Annotated in this window: 22 protein-coding genes and 1 pseudogene; 7 read left to right on the forward strand and 16 right to left on the reverse strand. The window is 41.3% G+C overall.

All coding sequences use genetic code 11. The annotated features are described in order from the left end of the window. Nucleotides 1–195: 195 nt before the first annotated feature. Nucleotides 196–930, forward strand: coding sequence for an SDR family NAD(P)-dependent oxidoreductase (locus ABIE66_RS20400; RefSeq protein ID WP_289326061.1), 735 nt, complete (start codon nt 196–198; stop codon nt 928–930). A gap of 74 nt (nt 931–1,004) precedes the next feature. Here the strand turns inward: ABIE66_RS20400 and ABIE66_RS20405 are convergent, their stop codons facing one another. The 8 genes from ABIE66_RS20405 to ABIE66_RS20440 form a co-directional block, all read right to left on the reverse strand. Continuing rightward, nucleotides 1,005–1,490, reverse strand: coding sequence for a DedA family protein (locus tag ABIE66_RS20405; RefSeq protein ID WP_289326062.1), 486 nt, complete (start codon nt 1,488–1,490; stop codon nt 1,005–1,007). 255 nt (nt 1,491–1,745) lie between these two features. Beyond that, nucleotides 1,746–2,324, reverse strand: coding sequence for a signal peptidase I (lepB, locus tag ABIE66_RS20410; RefSeq protein WP_289326063.1), 579 nt, complete (start codon nt 2,322–2,324; stop codon nt 1,746–1,748). A gap of 64 nt (nt 2,325–2,388) precedes the next feature. After that, nucleotides 2,389–2,772, reverse strand: a complete 384-nt coding sequence (locus ABIE66_RS20415) for a DnaJ family domain-containing protein (protein ID WP_370016080.1) — start codon at nt 2,770–2,772, stop codon at nt 2,389–2,391. Nucleotides 2,773–2,960: 188 nt separating this feature from the next. Continuing rightward, nucleotides 2,961–4,853: an immunoglobulin-like domain-containing protein gene (locus ABIE66_RS20420; RefSeq protein ID WP_370016081.1), complete on the reverse strand. Its 1,893-nt coding sequence runs from the start codon at nt 4,851–4,853 to the stop codon at nt 2,961–2,963. 178 nt (nt 4,854–5,031) lie between these two features. Beyond that, nucleotides 5,032–5,442 carry a DUF4064 domain-containing protein gene (locus ABIE66_RS20425; RefSeq protein WP_370016082.1) on the reverse strand — a complete coding sequence of 137 codons (411 nt, stop codon included), beginning with the start codon at nt 5,440–5,442 and terminating at the stop codon, nt 5,032–5,034. Between the two features lie 227 nt (nt 5,443–5,669). Continuing rightward, entirely contained in the window at nt 5,670–5,843 is a 174-nt protein-coding gene (locus ABIE66_RS20430; protein WP_289315302.1) for a hypothetical protein, read from the reverse strand. Nucleotides 5,844–5,931: 88 nt separating this feature from the next. Then, nucleotides 5,932–7,380, reverse strand: a complete 1,449-nt coding sequence (gene cobA, locus ABIE66_RS20435; protein ID WP_370016083.1) for a uroporphyrinogen-III C-methyltransferase — start codon at nt 7,378–7,380, stop codon at nt 5,932–5,934. Nucleotides 7,381–7,393: 13 nt separating this feature from the next. After that, nucleotides 7,394–8,209 (reverse strand): uroporphyrinogen-III synthase, encoded by an 816-nt coding sequence (locus tag ABIE66_RS20440; RefSeq protein ID WP_370016084.1) that lies wholly within the window; start codon nt 8,207–8,209, stop codon nt 7,394–7,396. A 193-nt stretch (nt 8,210–8,402) separates the two neighbouring features. On the opposite strand from ABIE66_RS20440, the gene ABIE66_RS20445 reads away from it, so the two are divergent. Beyond that, complete coding sequence (locus ABIE66_RS20445) at nt 8,403–8,618, forward strand: hypothetical protein (protein WP_370016085.1); 216 nt, start codon at nt 8,403–8,405, stop codon at nt 8,616–8,618. 170 nt (nt 8,619–8,788) lie between these two features. Here the strand turns inward: ABIE66_RS20445 and ABIE66_RS20450 are convergent, their stop codons facing one another. The 3 genes from ABIE66_RS20450 to ABIE66_RS20460 form a co-directional block, all read right to left on the reverse strand. Beyond that, entirely contained in the window at nt 8,789–9,070 is a 282-nt protein-coding gene (locus ABIE66_RS20450) for a hypothetical protein (RefSeq protein WP_370016086.1), read from the reverse strand. A gap of 132 nt (nt 9,071–9,202) precedes the next feature. Next, on the reverse strand, nt 9,203–9,913 hold the full coding sequence (locus ABIE66_RS20455; RefSeq protein WP_370016087.1) for a DsbA family oxidoreductase: 711 nt from the start codon (nt 9,911–9,913) through the stop codon (nt 9,203–9,205). Nucleotides 9,914–9,988: 75 nt separating this feature from the next. Continuing rightward, nucleotides 9,989–10,444: an RrF2 family transcriptional regulator gene (locus ABIE66_RS20460; RefSeq protein ID WP_289326072.1), complete on the reverse strand. Its 456-nt coding sequence runs from the start codon at nt 10,442–10,444 to the stop codon at nt 9,989–9,991. Nucleotides 10,445–10,579: 135 nt separating this feature from the next. Here ABIE66_RS20460 and ABIE66_RS20465 point away from each other — a divergent pair, with 135 nt between their 5' ends. Continuing rightward, the gene (locus ABIE66_RS20465; protein ID WP_370016088.1) at nt 10,580–11,485 is read left to right on the forward strand and encodes a DMT family transporter; all 906 of its coding nucleotides are present in this window, start codon (nt 10,580–10,582) and stop codon (nt 11,483–11,485) included. Between the two features lie 104 nt (nt 11,486–11,589). On the opposite strand, the pseudogene ABIE66_RS20470 reads toward ABIE66_RS20465, so the two are convergent. The 4 genes and pseudogenes from ABIE66_RS20470 to ABIE66_RS20485 all read right to left on the reverse strand — a co-directional run bounded on the left by ABIE66_RS20470 (nt 11,590) and on the right by ABIE66_RS20485 (nt 15,823). Further along, a pseudogene (locus ABIE66_RS20470) lies at nt 11,590–12,863 on the reverse strand (histidine--tRNA ligase). A 398-nt stretch (nt 12,864–13,261) separates the two neighbouring features. After that, nucleotides 13,262–14,026: a TIGR03943 family putative permease subunit gene (locus ABIE66_RS20475; protein WP_370016089.1), complete on the reverse strand. Its 765-nt coding sequence runs from the start codon at nt 14,024–14,026 to the stop codon at nt 13,262–13,264. Continuing rightward, nucleotides 14,026–15,036: a permease gene (locus tag ABIE66_RS20480; protein WP_289315292.1), complete on the reverse strand. Its 1,011-nt coding sequence runs from the start codon at nt 15,034–15,036 to the stop codon at nt 14,026–14,028. The genes ABIE66_RS20475 and ABIE66_RS20480 overlap by 1 nt, the downstream gene beginning before the upstream one ends. A 121-nt stretch (nt 15,037–15,157) precedes the next feature. Beyond that, nucleotides 15,158–15,823, reverse strand: coding sequence for a YdeI/OmpD-associated family protein (locus ABIE66_RS20485; RefSeq protein WP_370016090.1), 666 nt, complete (start codon nt 15,821–15,823; stop codon nt 15,158–15,160). 698 nt (nt 15,824–16,521) lie between these two features. Between ABIE66_RS20485 and ABIE66_RS20490 the strand changes: the two genes are divergently transcribed. Both ABIE66_RS20490 and guaC read left to right on the forward strand, forming a co-directional pair. Next, nucleotides 16,522–17,025: a DinB family protein gene (locus ABIE66_RS20490; RefSeq protein ID WP_370016091.1), complete on the forward strand. Its 504-nt coding sequence runs from the start codon at nt 16,522–16,524 to the stop codon at nt 17,023–17,025. 372 nt (nt 17,026–17,397) lie between these two features. Further along, nucleotides 17,398–18,381: a GMP reductase gene (gene guaC / locus ABIE66_RS20495; protein ID WP_370016092.1), complete on the forward strand. Its 984-nt coding sequence runs from the start codon at nt 17,398–17,400 to the stop codon at nt 18,379–18,381. Between the two features lie 76 nt (nt 18,382–18,457). Here the strand turns inward: guaC and ABIE66_RS20500 are convergent, their stop codons facing one another. Then, the gene (locus ABIE66_RS20500; protein ID WP_289326079.1) at nt 18,458–18,796 is read right to left on the reverse strand and encodes a zinc ribbon domain-containing protein YjdM; all 339 of its coding nucleotides are present in this window, start codon (nt 18,794–18,796) and stop codon (nt 18,458–18,460) included. A gap of 195 nt (nt 18,797–18,991) precedes the next feature. Here ABIE66_RS20500 and ABIE66_RS20505 point away from each other — a divergent pair, with 195 nt between their 5' ends. Together ABIE66_RS20505 and ABIE66_RS20510 are read left to right on the forward strand one after the other, a co-directional pair. After that, nucleotides 18,992–19,681, forward strand: a complete 690-nt coding sequence (locus tag ABIE66_RS20505; protein ID WP_289318312.1) for a response regulator transcription factor — start codon at nt 18,992–18,994, stop codon at nt 19,679–19,681. Beyond that, complete coding sequence (locus ABIE66_RS20510; protein ID WP_370016093.1) at nt 19,678–20,682, forward strand: sensor histidine kinase; 1,005 nt, start codon at nt 19,678–19,680, stop codon at nt 20,680–20,682. Before ABIE66_RS20505 ends, ABIE66_RS20510 begins: the two co-directional genes overlap by 4 nt. Nucleotides 20,683–20,708 lie beyond the last annotated feature (26 nt).

The raw sequence follows: 20,708 nt of genomic DNA on the forward strand, positions 1-20,708 counted from the left end.
ATATATCAACTTTCCGGCAAAATTTCAGATATACCTCTACTTTTCATCCAGCCAGAAAAAAACATTCGCAAGCGGGAAAACAAAATGCTTGACGGATTGATGATGGAGTAATAGTATTGCTCGTTGATAAAATAACTTTTGAACTATGCCTGAACATATATCCATCGTTATATCAACTAAACAGGAGTGAACATGATGGGAAGATTGACTAATAAAGTAGCCATTATCACTGGCGGAGCATCCGGTATGGGAAGAGAAATGGTCGACCTATTCACAAAAGAAGGAGCACAAGTCATTGCTGCTGATATCAATGAAAAAGCTGTAGCAGCTGTGAACGAATTGGATAACGTACATGGTACTTTCCTTGATGTATCTTCAGATGAAAGCTGGAAAAAGGTGACGGATGAAGTCATCGCTAAATTTGGCAAAATCGACATTTTGGTTAACAATGCCGGTATCTCGACAGAAAAAGGAATTAACGATACGACATTGGCCGATTGGCAGCTAATGTTAAGCATTAATGGATTTGGACCATTCCTTGGAATGAAACATGTTGTTCCTTACATGGTTAAAGAAGGTAAAGGCGCTGTTGTGAACATTTCTTCCTTTACTGCACAAATCGGAATGGGCTTAAACTCTTATTCAGCTTCTAAAGGTGCCGTTCGTGCTATTTCCAAGGCTGCCGCAACTCAATATGGCCGCATGGGCGTCCGTGTTAATGCCGTATTCCCTGGTATCATCGAAACACCAATGACACAGAAATTAGAAGAGTCAAAAGAGTTAGTGAACCAAATGATCAAGGCAACTCCATTACAGCGTTTGGGGCAGCCGGCGGATATTGCAAATGCCGTGCTTTATCTAGCATCCGATGACGCTTCATACGTTACTGGTGCCGAGCTCGTCATCGACGGCGGATACTCTGCTCAATAATAAAAGGTGGAAATGGAAAATCCCGTTTCTGAAATCCAGAAACGGGATTTTCTGATAACATGGAAATTTGGCGGTTACGTTAACACACCAATGAAATAGCCAAAAGTCGTAAATACCAAGCACCAGCTGAAAGCCCCTGCACCTGCAAATATAAAGTACTTTCGTTTCCCCATTCCGTTCATTCCGGATATGTAACTGGCGAAGTGGCGAACTCCTGGGATGAAATAGGCAATGATAATGGTCCATGGACCGTATTTATTGAACCATTTCTCCAGTTTTTCCAACCTCGCGGGTGTCATTCTGATCCATTTACCATGCTTTCTCAAAAAAGGCTTACCCACCTTTTTCCCGATGAAATAACTGACAAGCATCCCGGATATCGATCCAAGGAAACTGACTAGGAATGCCCCCTGGACATTCAAAACGGAAATGGATGACAAATAGCCGACAAAAGTCAACATGAACTCATCAGGTACCGGCAAGCCAATAATTCCAATGGCCAACAGTCCATATATCGCAAAATAACCATAGTTTGAAATTAAATCTTTTACTATATCCATCTATAGTACTCCATCTCAGCACCCTTTTTTAAAGTAATCCAATTTCTATGCGGGCCTGGGTAACGTGATTACTTCTTTTTAATAGGATAACCTAAATTAACCCAAATGAGTGGATTTTCATAAAAAAAGAAAAAAAAAGAAGAATGAACACGTTTTTTGTTGAAAGATTTATATCGCAATGGCAGTCAACGTTTCCCCCTTTCCGCGATGAATGACGGCAACAAAAGCGGACCCGATGACCGAGTCCGCTTCCTCTTATTTCACAATTTTTATTTCCTTGATCGGCCAATACACTAGATTCGCCTTGCCGACAATTTCATCGACGGAAATCGTGCCGATTTCACGGCTATCCAAACTATTTTGGCGATTATCCCCCATAAGGAACAGCTGGTCATCCGGAACTGTCATGCTGCCTGTAATATCTTCGAGCTTGAAGGATTCAGTCAGCGGCACTCCTGCCATCTGGTTCTTATATTTGTCCAAGTATGGTTCTTCATAAGCTTTCCCATTAATATAAAGCATATCATCTTTATATTCAATATGGTCACCTGGTAGACCGATAACCCTTTTTATATAATCTTTATCTGCCGTTGCATGAAAAACGACAATATCAAACCGGTCGATACTATCAATATTCGTTCCAAACTTGGTAAGAACAATCCTTTCGTGGTCTTGCAGGGTCGGCATCATTGACTCACCGTCCACGACAATCGGTGCAAAAATATACGTTCGAATTAAAAAAGCTAGAATGACTGCAATCAATATCGCTTTTATCCATGAAAAAACTTCTTTTCTATTTTCCAATCGAAGTCCCTCTCTCTGTTTTTTATTCATGCAATTATATCATAATCCCTTCATGATCACGTCATACAAATACCCACATTTTGCACATTATCAATTACTTCCATTTTTCATACTGGATCTCGATGCTTTCCAACTCTATTTCCCTGCGCTGCATCTTTGGAGGACAAATCGCATTATATGTACGGACTTTCTCATTTATATCGTCAATTCGTTTGATTAATTCCGATTCAGGTCCATTCATTTTTTTCAATCGAACCACTTCGGATAGCTCTTCCCGAATTTCTTTTTGCCATTTTATCCAAAGCGGAAGGTAACCGGCATCCTTGGCCTTCGTCAAGAAGTTGTCATAGATATTTCCTGATAGCACCGACTCCGGAAGCGGTTTTCCAAAGCCAGGATTATTCTTCAGTCCGCCGTCCTTTTCATAATCCTTAAAAATCTGATCCATCCAGTTTACATGCCCCTGTTCTTTGCCCATAAACAATCTCCCTTCAGATCACTTATCATTACATCTATTTACAATTATAACATTTTTATCTATATCCACTCCACCCTTGAAGATCATTCAATGAACACTTTCTACTATTATATATGCATGGCTTTCGGCCAAAAACATTCATGCATCAAAAAAGGGATTCCATTATTAACGGAATCCCTTTTTGCCATCTATTTAACCGTGATTTTCCTTTTTACCTCTGCCTTGTTCTGCGATTTATCCGTAACTGTGTAAGTCAATGTATAGGAACCCTTTTTCTTTGTATTCACAGTCCCTGTTATTTTGATCTTACTTGTTAAACTTCCATCCAGGTTATCTTTCGCAGATACACCTGATTTAGGATTGAATCCCGAGTTTATGGAAATGGTTTTACTTTTGGCTCCGGAAATGACCGGCTTGGTGCTGTCGATTGTGATCTTCCTGGTCACTGTAGCAGTATTTTTCGATGAATCAGTGATTGTATACTTTAATGTGTACATTCCCTTTTTCTTCGTATTCACCGTACCCGTCACCTTGATTTTACTGGTCAAGCTGCCATCCAGGTTATCTTTAGCGGATACGCCTGATTTAGGATTGAATGTCGAGTTATAGGCAATGGTTTTACTTTTGGCTCCCGAGATGACTGGCTTGGTGCTGTCTATCGTAATCTTTCTTGTGACTGTAGCAGTATTTTTCGATTGATCGGTGACCGTATACGTCAATGTATAGGTCCCCTTTTTCTTCGTATTCACTGTACCCGCCACTTTGATTTTAGTGGTCAAGTTACCATCGGCATTATCCTTGGCACTCACATTCGTTTTTGGATTGAATGAAGAATTAAGTTTGATGGTTTTATTCCCGGCACCGGAAACCACTGGCTTTACTTGATCATAAACGGCTATTTTCCTTGTGACCTTGGCAAAGTTCCCAGCCTTGTCAGCTACCGTATACGTCAAATTATAGGTGCCCACTTTCTTGGTATCCACCTTACCATCCACACGTATGGCACTCGTTAAGTCACCATCTTTATCATCCTTCGCCTTTACGCTTGTTTTAGGATTGAAAGTCGAGTTGAAAGGAATGGATTTATTTGTTGCCCCTGAAATCACAGGTTCATTCGTATCCTTGATAGGCACGACACTCGATAGCCTATTGGAGATGTAAGCTGATGAAACATACCCCTTAATCTTCCCGTCTTCCGTTTGTACGGGGTAAAAGACAAATTTATTTCCCTTAGATTCGTGATAGTCAAAATTCCCTTTGATGATCAAGCTTGTATTTGGAGGCACAAGCACTGCACCTACCGTAGTGTTTATTTCTTTCCTAATATTCGCGTTGGATGTCGTCACCACTTTGTCTTCTGGCATGAACCAATAAACAGAGTCATGCGTTTGGTCGGTCAGTGTGTATTCCAACTTTTTAAAGATGATATTTTCAGTGCTTTCACGATCATATTGAAAGTCCAATGTACTGAATGGATAGATTGCCAGTTTAGTGCTTTTCAAAAAACTTTGGTTTTCCAATTCGGCAAAAACTTCCTCTTGGTAAGCATTCACATTTCTTTTCCCGCTTTCCTGGTAAAGAGGACTGTTAACCGGCTTTGTCCCATTGTATGCCATGACAGGGAAATACCAATTTTCGATGACCCTGCGTCCTGCACCTTCGATCTTGGGCAAATCCCTTCTAGAATACATGCTGCCCAGCACCTCGACACCAGCCTCGATATTGTAGACTATATCATTTTCCAGCCTTTTCTGGTCATACCCACTTTTATTGGTAAGCTGCATTAGACCGATACCGCCATCGCCGGATATAATCGGTTTGCCCGCATCATTAAATTGCCTCCAATCCCCGTTTTCCTGCGTAGCCACCGCTTTTACCACTTCAGGAGGGATTTCAGTCTCTATTGCCGCATTCGTCAGTAAGCAGTTAATCTGCTTATGGGAAGGATTTACATTCGGTTGGATTTCACCAAATGATGAACACGCATTGGTTATTCCGGACTCTGCAAAAGCAGCCTGTCCATTGAACAAACCGAGTGTCAAACAGGTCATTATCCCAATCTTCATTAAAGGTATCTTCATCGATCGAACTCCAGTCTATTTATATTTAAATCTATAATAATAGTACCATGATAGACTGGTGAATGCAGGTATAAATAGGTATATTCCCCTAAAATATCCTTGCATCACAAAAGGAGCTTACCCGCATTTTCGGATCAGCTCCTTTGTTTTTGAATCACAAACTATGTATGGTGTTGGATCATACGATCACTTCCACCGTTTCCCTCGTCTTCCTTGCCAGGCACATGATTCCCGGCACGATGAAGAAGATAAGCGGCCAAACATGAAAGATCGTCAGAATGCCCGTAATGATCAATAAGATTCCGGCTGCCTTCGCTTTGCCGCCTTTTAATAGAAAGATAGCAATCAAGCCGCCTGCCAAGGCAATGAACAGCGATATGATTCCCGCCCATAGTAAGCCCATGAAAAACTTGATTGACATATCGACCTCAGACGTCGAAAACTCGGAGTCTGACATTAATGAGTAGTCCATCATTTCTGTCATATCGATACTGTTGAGATAAACTGCCGTTATAATCGTCACGATTAAAGAAATCGCAGCGATACTCACGCCTATGATACTTAATACGAATTCCCATGTGCGTTTCATTTACTTCGCCTCCCTAGAAAAGTCACTTATATATATACCCAATCTGGGAAGGAATAAAAGACTTTTATTCCTTCCTTTCAAAATCTGTGAGCGTCCATTTGGTATTTTCATTTTCCTTACTTGGATCGATAAGGCATGATGAATGGAAAAATCAATCCGAAGAAAGTACCCGTGGAGCTTGGCTCTTCTGAAAAAAGAACAGGGAAAATGAGCCGGATATATGGCCGTCAATCATCCTTCTTTTTCAATCGTTCATTTACTTCATCCGCTTTATTTTCCAGGTTATGCATTTTTGTCATATGTTTTATAAAGAAACGGACAACCTTCACAACCATTACGATTAACAAAACGAGTAGAGCAAGATAGAATAATTGCCATAAAATATCGCCAATATTAAACATGAAAACACTCCCTTCCAAAGGAAAATCATATCATTTAACACCGGTCTTTTGGGTAAAAAAAGGAAAAAGACTCTGTTTTTTTCAGAGCCTAAAAACCATTCCTATTCACGATCAAAGCCACCAATTGTTCAACAGACGGTTCCTCGGGCATCATATCCACTTTAAATCCATAGTCTTTAAGTCTTTTGCCAGTACTTTCCCCAATTACCCCTATGGAGGCATGATTTAGCAGCCCTTCAATATCCACGTCTGCCTGTTTCCCATATTCCAACAGCATATCAACTGAATGCTGATTCGAAAAAAGTACCGTTCCGACTGCTTTCCCGTCTAGCATTCTCGGAAGGATTTCAAGGAATCTTCCATCAACAAATTTAGTGATGGTTTGAAAATAGTCTCCTTCCCCATGAGCCGGATCTCTCTGATCCTTGTTTCGATCTCCAATGACCAACAGTGTTCCGGCTTCCGGCATCTCGGATTTGAGCTCGGCCATTAGTCCACGTTGCTGTAAAGCTTTCTTCGATTTCCGCGATATCACATAAAGTTTTGAAGAAATCCGGCGGAAATCAATAGCGTGTTCAGTAAGTGAATCCAAGAATCCATGGACGCTTTCGGGTGAAGTGAAGAGGATTCGATCATTCGAAAGAAAAGAGATCAGCTGACTTTCTTCTATTTCAACTTTTGCCGCATTCCATTTAGGAAACTCGATGACATCGCCTCCAAGTTCATGCAGCGTTTCTGCCAAGGAACTCTTTGCCGTCCCGGTCCGGGCCACTAAAAACCGTTGACCATATAGTGGCTTCTTTTCGAACCATTGCAGTTTTCCCCTTAGTGAAATGATATCCCCGACCAGGGTGATCGCCGGATTGCTAAGCGACCTTCCACTTACCTTTTCGACGATATCATCCAAGGTCCCCTCGACCGTTTCCTGTCTTCCATAAGTGCCCCATTGAATGACGAGTGCCGGCGTGTCCCCCGGCTTTCCATGATTGATCAAATTTTCGCGGATATACGGAAGGTTTGCCACACCCATATAAAATGCAACCGTATCTATACTATTCACAAGCCCATTCCAATCTATATCCTTCTTCGTTTGGTCATGGCCCGTCACCATCGCAAATGAACGTCCATAATCCCGATGCGTGACGGGGACTCCTGCGTACATGGATGCAGCAATGCTGGACGTAACCCCCGGAATGACTTCGAATGGGATACCCTGAGCTTTCAACGATTCCGCTTCCTCCCCGACTCTTCCAAAAACGGCGGGATCACCGCCTTTCAAACGGACGACCCGATGCCCCGCCAGTGCTTTGGACACAAGCAGCTCATTGATGTTCCCTTGACTGATACCATCCGCATAAGGTGTCTTACCACAATATATCAATTCACAATCGAGGGTCGCAGCCTCCAATAGTTTGGGATTCAGCAATCTGTCATATAAAATGACATCCGCTTTTTCAATCTCTTTTTGACCTTTTACGGTAATCAGGCCCACATCACCCGGACCTGCACCAACAAAATAGACCTTACCCTTGGTCATACCACACTCACCCCTATCTGCTTGCAATTCCCTGATAATATTTCACCAGCTCCACCATTGCACTGCCCATCCGTTGATCTTCAGGATATATGACCCGCTCTATCCCTTCATCGATTACCACCTGCGCCGTTACCTTTCCGACTGCAAGAGCAATTACATCCGATGCAAACAGGTCGATTATCTTATCCTCCACACCTTGTTCACGGACAAATCTCATTAAATTTCGTGGCTGCGGTGCACTCGTGAACACAACGGAATCAATTTTGCCCTCAAGGATTTCTTGAATCAGCTGCTGCATCATTTCTTTTTCGGGCGGTATATGCTCGTATGGAAGAATTTCTTTATGTTTCACCTTTTGCTCATCCAACCAGTTCATCAAAAGCGGCGCCGGATCGCCGTGAAGCTGCAAAGCGACCTTTACATCTCCGGAAAGATGGCCTTCCAGATTACGAACGAGCCCTGCCGTACTGCCATCATCATCACGGATTAATGGCTGCAGGCCAAGTTTTTTCAGCATATTCACCGTTTTATAACCCCTAGCTGCAATTTTCATGGACCGCAAAGCTTCTATGAAACGATCTCCCGCTTCCATTTTCACTGCCGTATTATATAATAGTTCCGTCCCCACTCCCGTCGTGAGGATGATCCAATCGAACTCCCCTGCCATCAAACGGGTGACATCCTCTTCCAAATGAGAATCATCAAGGAATACCGTCCCCTGTGCTGGACGAACCAGCGGGACTCCCCCAAGATTATGAACGATTTTACTAAGTTCTTCCGTTTTCCTCGCTCCCAATAAAGCAACGGTCCTGCCATTAAGCTTACTCATCCATGCCCCTCCTATATGTACATTCATTTTTAAAACCTCTTATCCATCTCAACCATTATACAAATTTTCAGTCTTTGAAACTATAAAAAAAAAAATGCCCCGTCAAAATCAACGCCCTTTTCTTGCTTGTTCCTAAATTAAATCAATGGAAAGATAGTTTAGCAGCACTTTGCTTTTTATAAGTCCCACCCTCGTGAGTTTGGAACAAATACTCGTGAATTTCGGGCTTTTACTCGTGAGTTTGAAGCAAATACTCGTGAGTTTCACGCTTTTACTCGTGAGTTTGGGGCAAATACTCGTGAGTTTCGCGCTTTTACTCGTGAATTTGAAGCAAATACTCGTGAGTTTCGCGCTTTTACTCGTGAGTTTGGAGCAAATACTCGTGAGTTTCCAAGAAAGTAAAACTTGACCTGGAGTTCACTCCAGTTTGTCAAGGAGAGGCATTTCTTGCAAACCTTAACCGTATTGACCAATTTAAGTATTCGCACAAAAGAAAGAAGCACAACCTGCCCAAATTGCACTTCCAGTCACTAAAAAAAGCTGCCTCCAGGACAGCCAATTTCAACGATCTAACATTTATTAATTGTTGTGAAGGGCCCTTTGGGCAATTTGCTCTTGTTCTTTTTTTACAAAAATATCATATTGACTAGTTTCATGGCGATTTTGAAAGTTTTCGGAACCTAAATTCATAGGCGTCTTCGTTTTGAATTGTATCCCTTCACTTTCCAATTTCGCAATCACCTTAAAATAATTTTCATTCCCGAATGCCGTATAAATACATGTCCAATATTTATAGGAAATGATTTTGGCAGTTAATATACATGCAAGCACGAAAACTAGTATTCCTATTATTATATACACCCTTTAGCTTCCTTTCATTTCGGACTTTTTCGAAAAGACATCCTGTACACTATATTCTTTGCCATACATAACATTTCCTTTTTAAGTAAAAAAAGGAGACCCCAGTTTCGGGTCTCCTTCTTCATATCTTCATTATTTTTCCGGCACGTTACAAGAACCGTCCGTACAAGCTTCGCCCGTTGCTGGATCATTCACCATTTGAAGCGGATTCTCCTCAGCCCACACTTTTTTCAGCGTATCAAGGAACGCTTCTGTTGGCTGAGCGCCGGAGATTCCATACTTGCGGTTAATGACGAAGAATGGCACACCTGTAATTCCAAGCAGGCTTCCTTCTTGCTCATTTCCTCTAACCTCCGCCGTGAATGCCGTTCCTGCCAGCATCGCTTCCGCTTCAGACTTTTCAAGGCCGGCCTCCTCAGCCAAACTAGCCAATGTAGCATGATCGCCAATATGTTTGCCTTCCGTAAAGTATGCTTTAAATAGGCGTTCATTCATTTCGTTCTCTTTGCCTTTCGATTCAGCAAAGTGCATCAAGCGATGAGCATCGAACGAATTTGTTAAGACCACTTTGTCCAAATGATAATCGAGTCCCAATTCTTTTGCCTGTTGAGTCAAGTTTTGGCTGTTCGCTTCCACTTCCGCCTGAGACATGCCGTATTTCTTGGCCAGCATTTCATTTTGCGTCACATTGATATCCCGCTCAGCCTCTGGGTTCAACTCAAAACTGCGAAATGAAACCTCTACCTGATCTTTATTTTCAAACTGCTTCAAAGCCTCTTCGAATCGACGCTTCCCTATATAACAAAACGGACATTGATAATCCGACCAAATTTCCACCTTCATGTAAAATACCCCCTCATTTTAAATGCAATCGCATTAAGCACATTATATAATCTAGGGTATCCTCTTGCAAGGAAATTACCCTAGACACTCATTTTCAAAATTGGTGAAGTCGACTTTTTTCATGAATTCTTCTAATGTATAGCCCTTTAATAGGCGCAATGTTTCCTTTTCGGCTTCGTTCATGATTTCCTCCAATGCCGAATCCAACTGCTTCCCGACTTCACCGCATTCGCTCGTTTCCATACAAACAAGGCATTCCGGCCGTACCGCTTGATACACATCGGCCAAAGTAAGCTGTGAGGCTGGTACCTTCAAGCTATATCCGCCTTCCCGCCCTTCCTTTGTTTCGACGATTCCCTCAGCTGCAAGCTGAGCCATCACCCTTCTTAAAAAAGTGGCATGTGAATTCACCTTCAAGGCGATTGCCGAACTTGTCAGGAGCTTTTCGCTTTGTGCGAGCCAAACCAGAGAGTGAATGGCAATTGCAAACCGCGGCGGTCCAATTTGATTGTTACGATTACCTGAAGACATGCTTATCCCCCTTACACCACTATCCATAGTAAGCCCATTATACTATGTTACGTTCTCCCGAACAAATGGACGCTTTGACTTAATTGACACAATCATATATTCTGAATAGTAAATCTTTATTACAGGAGAACTTCCATGAAGGAAAAATACCCCTATTTACTCGTCATACTTGGTGCCATGCTGTGGGGAACGACCGGAACTGCCCAGTCATTCGCCCCCGATGGAGCCCATCCCATAGCAATAGGTGCCGTCCGCTTGGCAGTCGGCGGTTCCGCATTATTGCTCATTGCAATCTGGCAAAAAAAATTAACGCGATATAATTGGCCACTAAAGGAGACCATCTTAGCCACGTTAGGCATGGCCTGTTACCAGCCGCTATTTTTCATGGCTGTCAGCATGACCGGAATTGCCATTGGCACCATCATCACTTTAAGCAGTGCCCCCATCATCGCCGGATTCCTTGAATGGCTGTTCAGTAAAAAACGGCCATCAACAAGCTGGTGGACCGCCACGGGTTTATCGATTGCCGGGTGTCTACTGCTTTTTTCAAATAAAGGATCCGTTACCATCGATCCTGTAGGTGCGCTGCTTGCGCTTGGGGCTGGAGTTTCCTTTACGGTATTCACATTGGTTAGTAAAAGGATTTTGGATAAACAACCTCCAGAAGCAACTGCCGCTGTCATCTTTAGTTTTAGCGCCCTGCTATTGGCACCCGCTTTATTCATACTGGATATCAGCTGGATCGGCACAGCGAACGGGATGGCCGTCAGCCTTCACCTTGGACTTCTTGCTACAGCAGCAGCCTACTTATTTTTTAATAAAGGGCTTTTATCCGTTCCTTCATCAACAGCCGTTTCCTTATCACTCGCCGAGCCGCTGACAGCCGCTCTTCTCGGTGTCTTCCTTGTCGGCGAGAGCTTGTCCCCCATGTCATGGATCGGGGTCGGATTACTCTTATGCGGAATCATCTCATTGACGATTTCACCAGGGGTACGAAAAAAAACTAGATTGATGAACCAGGAGCTTTCCGCCAAAAAGTGAAAAAAATAAAGCCAGGATAATTCCTGGCTTATTTTCGTTATTGGATTAACTGGTTTCCGGGCTTTTCCGGGAGATTCAGGTGCCCAACAGATCATTGTATACCTTCAATATATGAACGGAAGAGACGTCTCATCCCCGGTTTTCATATCTTTGATTTTTATGAGATTTGCTTTCACTTCATTTTCCCCTATGATCATGACAGTTTGAATTCCTTCTTTGTCTGCCCTTTCCAATGCTTTGTTCACCTTTTTACCTGATAATTCGACTTCCACTTTACAACCTTTTTGGCGGTATTTTTTTGCCACGGACAACGCTTCTTTCTCCATACCCATCGGGATGATGTAATAGTCAGGAGCAGAAACGATCTTTGTTTTTTTACCTTTCAATGCAGTTAAAATTACATCCAGACCAAAAGATATGCCCACTGTCGAAACTTTATCATTTGTACCAGCAAGCCCGCCGATTGCATTGTCATATCTTCCTCCACTTCCAATGCTCGATTTTATTTCGCCGTCTGCAAGAAAGATTTCATAAACCGTTCCGGTGTAAATCTCAAGGCCCCGGGCTAAAAACGGATTAAAGATGCAGATGTCACCCAGTTGCAGATAATCCACTAACCCTTTTAACTCCGATAATTCCTCCACTCCTTTTTGAAGGGTGATATTGGTGACTGCAATTCTTTTGAAGTAATTCAAATCGATTGTCTCCGCTTCAGTCAGCCAACTCTCGATGGCTTGGATCGTCGCTTCATCGACTCCTTTCCCCGCTAGCTCTAGTGAGACACCCTTTATCGATATTTTTTCAAGTTTATCCAAAGTCAATGTCACATCAGCTATTTCCGCCTTGGGGACACCTAGCCCTTCAAGCATCCCCGCTAATAGTTTCCGGTTGTTATATTGGATACGTACGTCCAATTTCAGCTTCCGGAAGACCTCTGCCGCCATCACAGCAGTTCCGCCTCCGCTGCCTGTGATTCGACTCCGACTACATCCACATCACTCTGGGTGAACTCACGGAACCGCCCGGTTTTAATCGGTCCATCACGAAACACTTTGCCGATTTCATACCGTTTAAAAGGCTTTTTTATTCCTGGATTCATCGCGATGACCTTTGCAAATGGAATGGTTAAGTCATAACGGAGCGCTAGTTCCCGCTTTCCTTGATCGGTCAATGTGTACATTTCCTTTAAGATTTCCGCTCCTCCTCCATATTTCGAGGCGAGTAAGCCGGCATGATTCAAGATCGGTGTTTCAATCGGCTTACAGCCATAAAGCAGAAACACTTCTTCTAACGTCCTTTTCACTTCATTCCGGATTTCTGCATCTTGGGGTAAATAATCCTGTGTCCCTTTTACATTTTGATAAGCCATCTTTTTCATGAAAGCCCCTCCCATTCGTTGGATAAAATAAAAAACCGCATCTGATTAACTTACTAATCAAATACGGTTCATGATAAATAGCTTTCCTATCTACGATTTTTTTAACGATCGGATAGCAAAGCTATTTTGTATGATGATGAAGTTGTGAATTCATGAAGGTTTTTCGTTCTTTCATTTTCATCCACTCCTAATTGTCATGTATTGTAGCACACATCTTAAAAAGGAACAATATTCCAAATCAATATTAATCGTTTAAAGCAGGTTGATCTTATATTTCATAAAATCTGAATGAATTCCTTTGCCAGAAATCTTGGTGTGCATTCCTTTCCTCCTTGGAGCCTATACAAGATAAGACCCACTATAACTGAAAACCCGTCCTTTTGCCGGGTTTTCCAATACTATTGAATGATTTGCACATTTTCATATAAATAAGCTTCTTCCGGTGCCTTTATTTTCTTCGACTCTTTTAAATCGATCACAGGTACGGCTTCACCTTTATAGCTTCCTTTTTTTAATGTACCCGTTATGGTGTACCAATCATTCGTCTTCATGCCCTCCACATTCCCGTTGACCATATATCCGTATAATGTCGCATCGACTACACAGCAGGACATGGAGAGGCGGGAGATGGCCATTTGTTTGTCCGTAAAAGTATCTTCACGATATATAAATCCCGAAAGCTCTATTTCTTTCCCCTCAATCGCATCGAGGTTGTTCAGCAAATCATCCAGTACCTCAAAGTAATTATCATCCGTAACGGTGATTTTATCCCCATTCACATGTTTCCCAGTATCATACGAACTTACCTTCTGTGGCTGCTGATTCGCCATCCCTCTTTTTGCCAGCACTTCACCGCTTAATGTAAAATCGGTCAAGGTGAAGCCGAGAAGGATCGGAATGAAAAACAAACTATATTTCAGGACCAACGCGGACGAGGAAGACTCTCCATTCGATTCGCAATTACAATGATGTGTACCCTGTTTTTGTTTTTTTAGACGGAGAAGACTGATCACCAAAAAAGCAAAAAGCGCCGCCAATGCATATGGAACCATTTTGGGTGCAATCAATTTCGTTAAATGTCCCGAAATATACAATTTAAAAATCATGAGGCCCAGACCAAGCAGCAGTAATCCCTCTAGTCTTTGGATAAAAAAACGTTTCATCAGAAGCCCCCCTTACTGATCAATCCGCCTGCAATCAGGCATAGGCTGAAGACGACTGCGAAAACAAGCAAGACATATGTGACGACAAAGCTCCGTTTAAAACAGGACATCATGATCAGGACATTTTTCAAATCCAGCATTGGACCAAATACTAGGAAACCCAGTATCGAACCTGGTAAAAAACTATGGGAAAAGGAGGCGGCAACGAATGCATCAGCTGACGAACAGAGTGAAAGCACAAACGCAATCCCCATCATCAACGCCGTGCCTTTTATCGGCGCCTGACCAATATCGGCCAGTACGGTCCGATCCATAATCACTTGAAATATACTGGCAAACAAAGCCCCGATGATAAAGTATCTGCCGACCATGAAAAATTCCTGTGAAGTATGATCAATGAAGCTTGTCCATTTAGTTGACCGAAAATCATGTTCATGCCCATGAACCAGTTCCACCTTCTCCTCTTTCACCACATCTTTAGTGCTGAATATATAAACGAATAAACCTACGATCACGGCGGTCAAGACACAAAGAATGATTCTTCCATATAGAATGGACGGATTATTTTGGAACGCATAATAAGTTGAGCCAAACACGATGACATTCAATATTGGAGCAGTTACAAGCAAGACAACACCTGCATGGACCGGGACACCCTTTTGAATCAATCTCCGTACGACCGGTATAATTGCACATTCGCAGACCGGAATGATCAGTGCTGCCCCTATCGCAGCAAAAATAGCCGTCAGGGGTCGTTTTGGTATCATTCGCTGAATGATTTCTTCACTGATGAACAACTGAATGAATGAAGATGCAATGGCACCCAGGAACAAGAAAGGAATCGATTCTAAAAACAAACCCAAAAACACGACGAGCACAGAGTGAAGCATCGGATAGCCCGAGAAATCAATCGCTTTTGGAATGAACACATCGCCTAGAAAAAAGAACGCTAGCAGCAAAAACAATAGAATCAATAACAGCAAATTGCCCGTGTATCGTTTCAAAAGCATGTTCAACCACCCTCACAAATCATAATTATTACGATTTAAGTTTTGATTCGGTCTAGTATATGCTTTTGATAGGATGAACATGACAAGAAACAAAAAGAGAATGGAAGACATTCCTCCACCCTCATTTATTTCTTCGATAAAGATCTCTGCTCTTGTATCCCTCTCCTAGAATCAATTTCATTTCCTGGCGCCGTTTCACTTGGGTCGCCTCTTGTTTCGCACTATACACGTAGCGGGCCCAATCTTTACGGTACCCTGGGGTAAGTGCTTGATAGAACGCAAGCAATTCAGGGGATTCCTGCAAATCTTTCTCAATTTCCTGAATCATTTCGATATAATCATCTACTGATTGGCTTGCTTTGGTAGATGGACGGTTTCTATTTTCCGAATCTTCTTTCAGTCCGACTACCGTAAAGACATCATCCAATCCCACCATACGTGCAAACTTCATGTCACCCGATCCAACATAACCGCTTTCATCCGCACCCAGGCCTTGCATCAAATCATCACGATGAATAAATGTGGCATATTCTTTATTCCCCTTCTTGGGGTATGCCAAATAGAAATAGCCGTTTTTACTCAAATGATTTTTCTCGATCACCTTATCCACGATTCCTTTTAAGGAATCCATATCCAATACAAAGGCAAATATAAGATCATACGCTCTTTCAATAAGCTCTGTATCGTAATCCGGAAGCTCCGCTAAATAATCCGCCCCGGCTAAATCCAAGACTGCCACCCGTTCATATTTATGTAAATTCAGTTTTTCAACTATTGTTTTAGCCATCGGCATTCACCCATCCCATTTCATTTTGACTATCTACAGTTTAAAAGTTCCCCATTCGGTTCGCAACTTTTGATAATCGTTTCCATCTAAAAAGCAAAATGACGATGAGTAAACCTTCCGTCTTTTTTCATATAATCATTTCTAGGAAAATATTAACTGTGCTATACTTCAGATATAATCAATTCCAACGCTTAGCTTCTAATAGTTTCTTTTTCCCTTTTGAATGCCAACTTACATTTCCGGATTCACCAGAGAAAGCCCTAGAGTCGCATTCTAGTTTTTGAAGCTCAACATTCAGATTGCAGGCATAAATTTAACTTTTATGCATAGGCATGATAGGGTATCAACGCTCCAGAAAAGATATAGTCCCTGGAAGTACTGTTCTGACTTCAGCTCTGCATTTCTTCCTCAAGACAACATTAAAGCCGATTATTGAACAATGTCCTTACCCATGAAATATGCCTTTTCTTCACACTTACTCAAATCGAAGCCTATCTTAGATGCATAGTGTCACTTCTGCAAAAGCACCCATAACCCAACATTGAAAACAAATCACGAATCCACTTAAATCAGTGTATTTTTTAATAAGTTCCCTCATCGTATGTCCTAGTTTTTATGCAGTCGATATCCCTTTGTTTTTTCTATATAAAAAAATCAGTGATGCTTTCAAATGGGGGTGTCACAAAAGGGGAGTTCCCATGAATTTTATCGAGTATGATTTACTATTCGAATCAAGAAACCAGTTAATAGAGGAAGTTACGGTATTGGATGAAAAAATGCTCCACCATAGGCCTGCACCTGAAGTATGGACCATCGCCCAAATTTGCCATCATTTATATCTTACTGAACAGGTATTTACAGAAGCTATAGCAAATGGCATTCAGGAAAGGGACTTTAATAATATCATCCAAAAAAACATTTACTTGGTTACTAATAGAACAAAGAAATTCGCAACCCCTGATATCATTTCACCCTCAAAAGCCCCATTTCAATTATCGAGCCTTATGGATTTACTGGCAGAATCAAGGGATCGGTTATTACAGGTTCTTTACGATATGGATTCAGATATCATCTTGAATAGAAAGAAAGCCAAGCATCCCCTGTTCGGGGACCTCTCTTTGGATCAATGGATTGAATTATTATCCTTACATGAACAAAGGCATATCAAGCAGATACAAGAAATAAAATCATCGGTATTATAATCCCTTCCACCTGAGCTGAATAGACTAAAAAGCTAGACACTCATTTCTAAAGTGTCTAGCTTTTACTATTTTGAGAACTCGTTACTATCCAGTTAGAAATAACAGACATGTTTTTCTGGCTTTTTTTGTAAAATCCAATTTTCCACTGAGCGTATCATACAGCCAAATATCGGTTTCCTCTATCATTATTTATACGATGGCATACGTTCGATTTACCCTTCTCTTTATCAATTTGTCATAACTTTTCTGAAGTGACACAAAATAAAACCATTAAAAATTTTGACTTACTGATAAAAATGATGTACATTACCTAATGGGGCGAACAATTTTTATATAAAATGACAAAAATATTCGTATATAGAGGTGCATAGTATGGAAAACGTGTTTGATTATGAAGATATTCAATTAATTCCTGCAAAATGTGTAGTAAATAGCCGTTCGGAATGTGATACATCCGTTACTTTGGGTAAACATACTTTCAAGTTACCTGTTGTACCTGCCAATATGCAAACGATCATTGATGAAAAGATTGCGATTTACTTGGCTGAAAACGGTTACTTCTATGTAATGCATCGTTTTGAACCAGAAAAACGACTGACTTTCATTAAAGATATGCATGCACGTGAGTTAATCGCGTCCATCAGTGTCGGCGTTAAAGAAGAAGAATACGGATTCATTCAACAATTATCAGAAGACAATATTGTGCCTGAATTCATTACGATAGATATTGCACACGGTCATTCCAATGCCGTGATAAAGATGATACAGCATATTAAAAAACATTTACCTGAAAGTTTTGTCATTGCAGGAAATGTGGGAACTCCGGAAGCGGTACGGGAATTGGAACATGCCGGTGCCGATGCTACAAAGGTAGGCATTGGACCAGGGAAAGTATGCATCACTAAAATCAAGACTGGATTTGGAACGGGCGGCTGGCAATTAGCTGCACTTCGCTGGTGTGCAAAAGCGGCTAGCAAGCCAATCATAGCTGACGGCGGCATTCGCACAAACGGTGATATAGCTAAATCAGTTAGATTCGGAGCTTCCATGGTCATGATCGGTTCATTATTTGCTGGACATGAAGAATCTCCAGGTCAAACGATCGAAAAAGATGGAAAGGCCTTTAAAGAATACTTTGGTTCAGCTTCTGAATTCCAAAAAGGTGAAAAGAAAAACGTTGAAGGCAAAAAGATGTTTGTCGAGCACAAAGGATCTTTGGAAGATACGTTGAAAGAAATGGAACAAGATCTTCAGTCTTCCATTTCTTATGCCGGAGGAACCAAGTTGGAAGCCATCCGGAACGTGGATTATGTGGTCGTTAAGAATTCAATCTTTAACGGTGACAAAGTTTATTAATTGAGTATCCAATCTCATAAAAAAGAACGGTCTAATCAATAGATTAGACCGTTCTTTCATTCGTTATATAAGTTCACTATACCTTTTTAACAAATTGGGATTTTAATTTCATTGCACCAAAACCATCGATTTTGCAATCAATATCATGATCTCCATCAACTAAACGGATACTTTTGACTTTTGTGCCCATTTTTAAAACGGATGAGCTCCCTTTCACTTTAAGATCTTTGATTACCGTCACGGTATCACCATCATTCAAAGCATTTCCATTTGCATCTTTAATAGTCTTTTGATCATTATTTTCAGTTTCCAATTCCATCGTCCACTCATGGGCGCACTCTGGGCAAACAAAAAGACTTCCGTCTTCGTATGTATATTCTGAATTACATGCAGGGCAATTAGGAATAGCAGACATAAATTCACTTCCTTCATTCGTTATTGTCAATTCTAATATAATAATGGTTTACATACAACAAGTAATATTTTAGAGTTGATGCGTTCTTTGTAACGATGGACAGGCTATTTCAGCTCCCGTTTCCTCCCTCCTATAGAACCTAAAAAGGTTTTACTATATACTTTTAAGAAAAAGCTGGAAAGTGCGGTGAAACCTTTGTTTAAACTACTATTGATAGAAGATGATACGACGTTATTCAATGAAATTAAAGATAGATTGGCGCAATGGTCTTATGATATTTACGGTATTGGGGATTTTAGTAAAGTGGTTCAGGAATTCACGGACATAAAACCCGATTTGGTCATCATTGATATACAGTTGCCGAAGTTTGATGGGTTTCATTGGTGCAGAATGATCCGGGCCCATTCCAATGTTCCCATCATCTTTTTATCATCACGGGATCATCCGACCGATATGGTGATGTCCATGCAGCTTGGAGCCGATGATTTTATCCAGAAGCCTTTTCATTTCGATGTACTCATCGCAAAAATACAGGCCACCCTCCGCCGGGTATATAATTACAATACCGAAAAGATCGAATTGAAAACCTGGTGCGGTGCAACAGTGGATTACGAGAAGAACACGGTATCGGCCGAGACTGGCTCAATCGAATTGACGAAAAATGAAATTTTCATCTTGAAAAAGCTTATTGAACAGAAAAACAAGATTGTAAGCCGGGAGGAATTGATCAATAGCTTATGGGATGACAAACGTTTCATAAGCGATAACACCCTTACAGTGAATGTGAACCGTTTACGGAAGAGGTTGGATGAACTGGGTTTAGGGCATTTTATCGAAACGAAGGTCGGACAGGGCTATATCGCCGTGGAAGAGGCAAACGCATGATTAGAAAATATCTCGTGGAAAGGTTCAGCTGGATCACATTCTACATACTGCTTCATCTATTCATCATCTTTGTCGCTTATCTTGATTCGGCCATTCCGTTAAAGCCCATACTGTATATTGTTTTTTTATCGTTGCTCATATTCAGTATGTTTTTGATATTCCGCTATAAAAAAGAAACATTTTTCTATAAAAGTTTAGAAGCGCGGGAAGACAACCTGGATATTACGAATATAGCCGAACCGGAAAGCCCTTTCGAAAAAATCATAGAAAACAGCATCATTAACCAAACCGAAATATTGAAGCAATCCGCATCAATTGGCCGAATGACTTTAGAGCAGGAGAAGGATGAATTATTATCTTGGATTCATGAAGTGAAAACACCATTGACGGCGATGCATTTAATGATTGACCGCTTGGATGATGAATTGCTGAAATCCCATTTGACTTATGAGTGGCTGCGCATTCACCTCCTACTTGATCAGCAGCTCCATCAAAGGCGCATGCCTTTCATTGAAAATGATTTGTATATTGAAAATACAGATTTGGAATCAATAATCTTTGATGAGATTAAAACGTTGCAATCATGGTGCATTCAAAAAGGCATCGGCTTCGATATACAATTGGATGTTACCGAAGTGCTAAGTGATGCCAAATGGCTGGCCTTCATTATGAGGCAGCTCTTGACTAACTCCATTAAATACAGTGAAAACTCCGATATTACGATATATAGCCATGAACAAGCTGAACAAACGGTTCTTGAAGTGAAAGATTCTGGACGGGGCATCGACCCAAAGGATTTATCCCGCATATTTGATAAAGGATTTACATCCACGACGAATCATCGTGACACGGCTGCAACTGGCATGGGTTTATATTTAACCAAGAATGCAGCAGAGTCCCTATTCATCTCCATTGACGTAAAATCAGAGCTTGGAATGGGAACGACCGTTACCTTGACCTTCCCAAAAAGAAATGAATTCGTGAATATCACAAGCATGTGACAAAAATGTCACATGCTTTTATTCTT

Source organism: Peribacillus sp. B2I2, from assembly GCF_041261685.1.
Taxonomy (GTDB): domain Bacteria; phylum Bacillota; class Bacilli; order Bacillales; family DSM-1321; genus Peribacillus.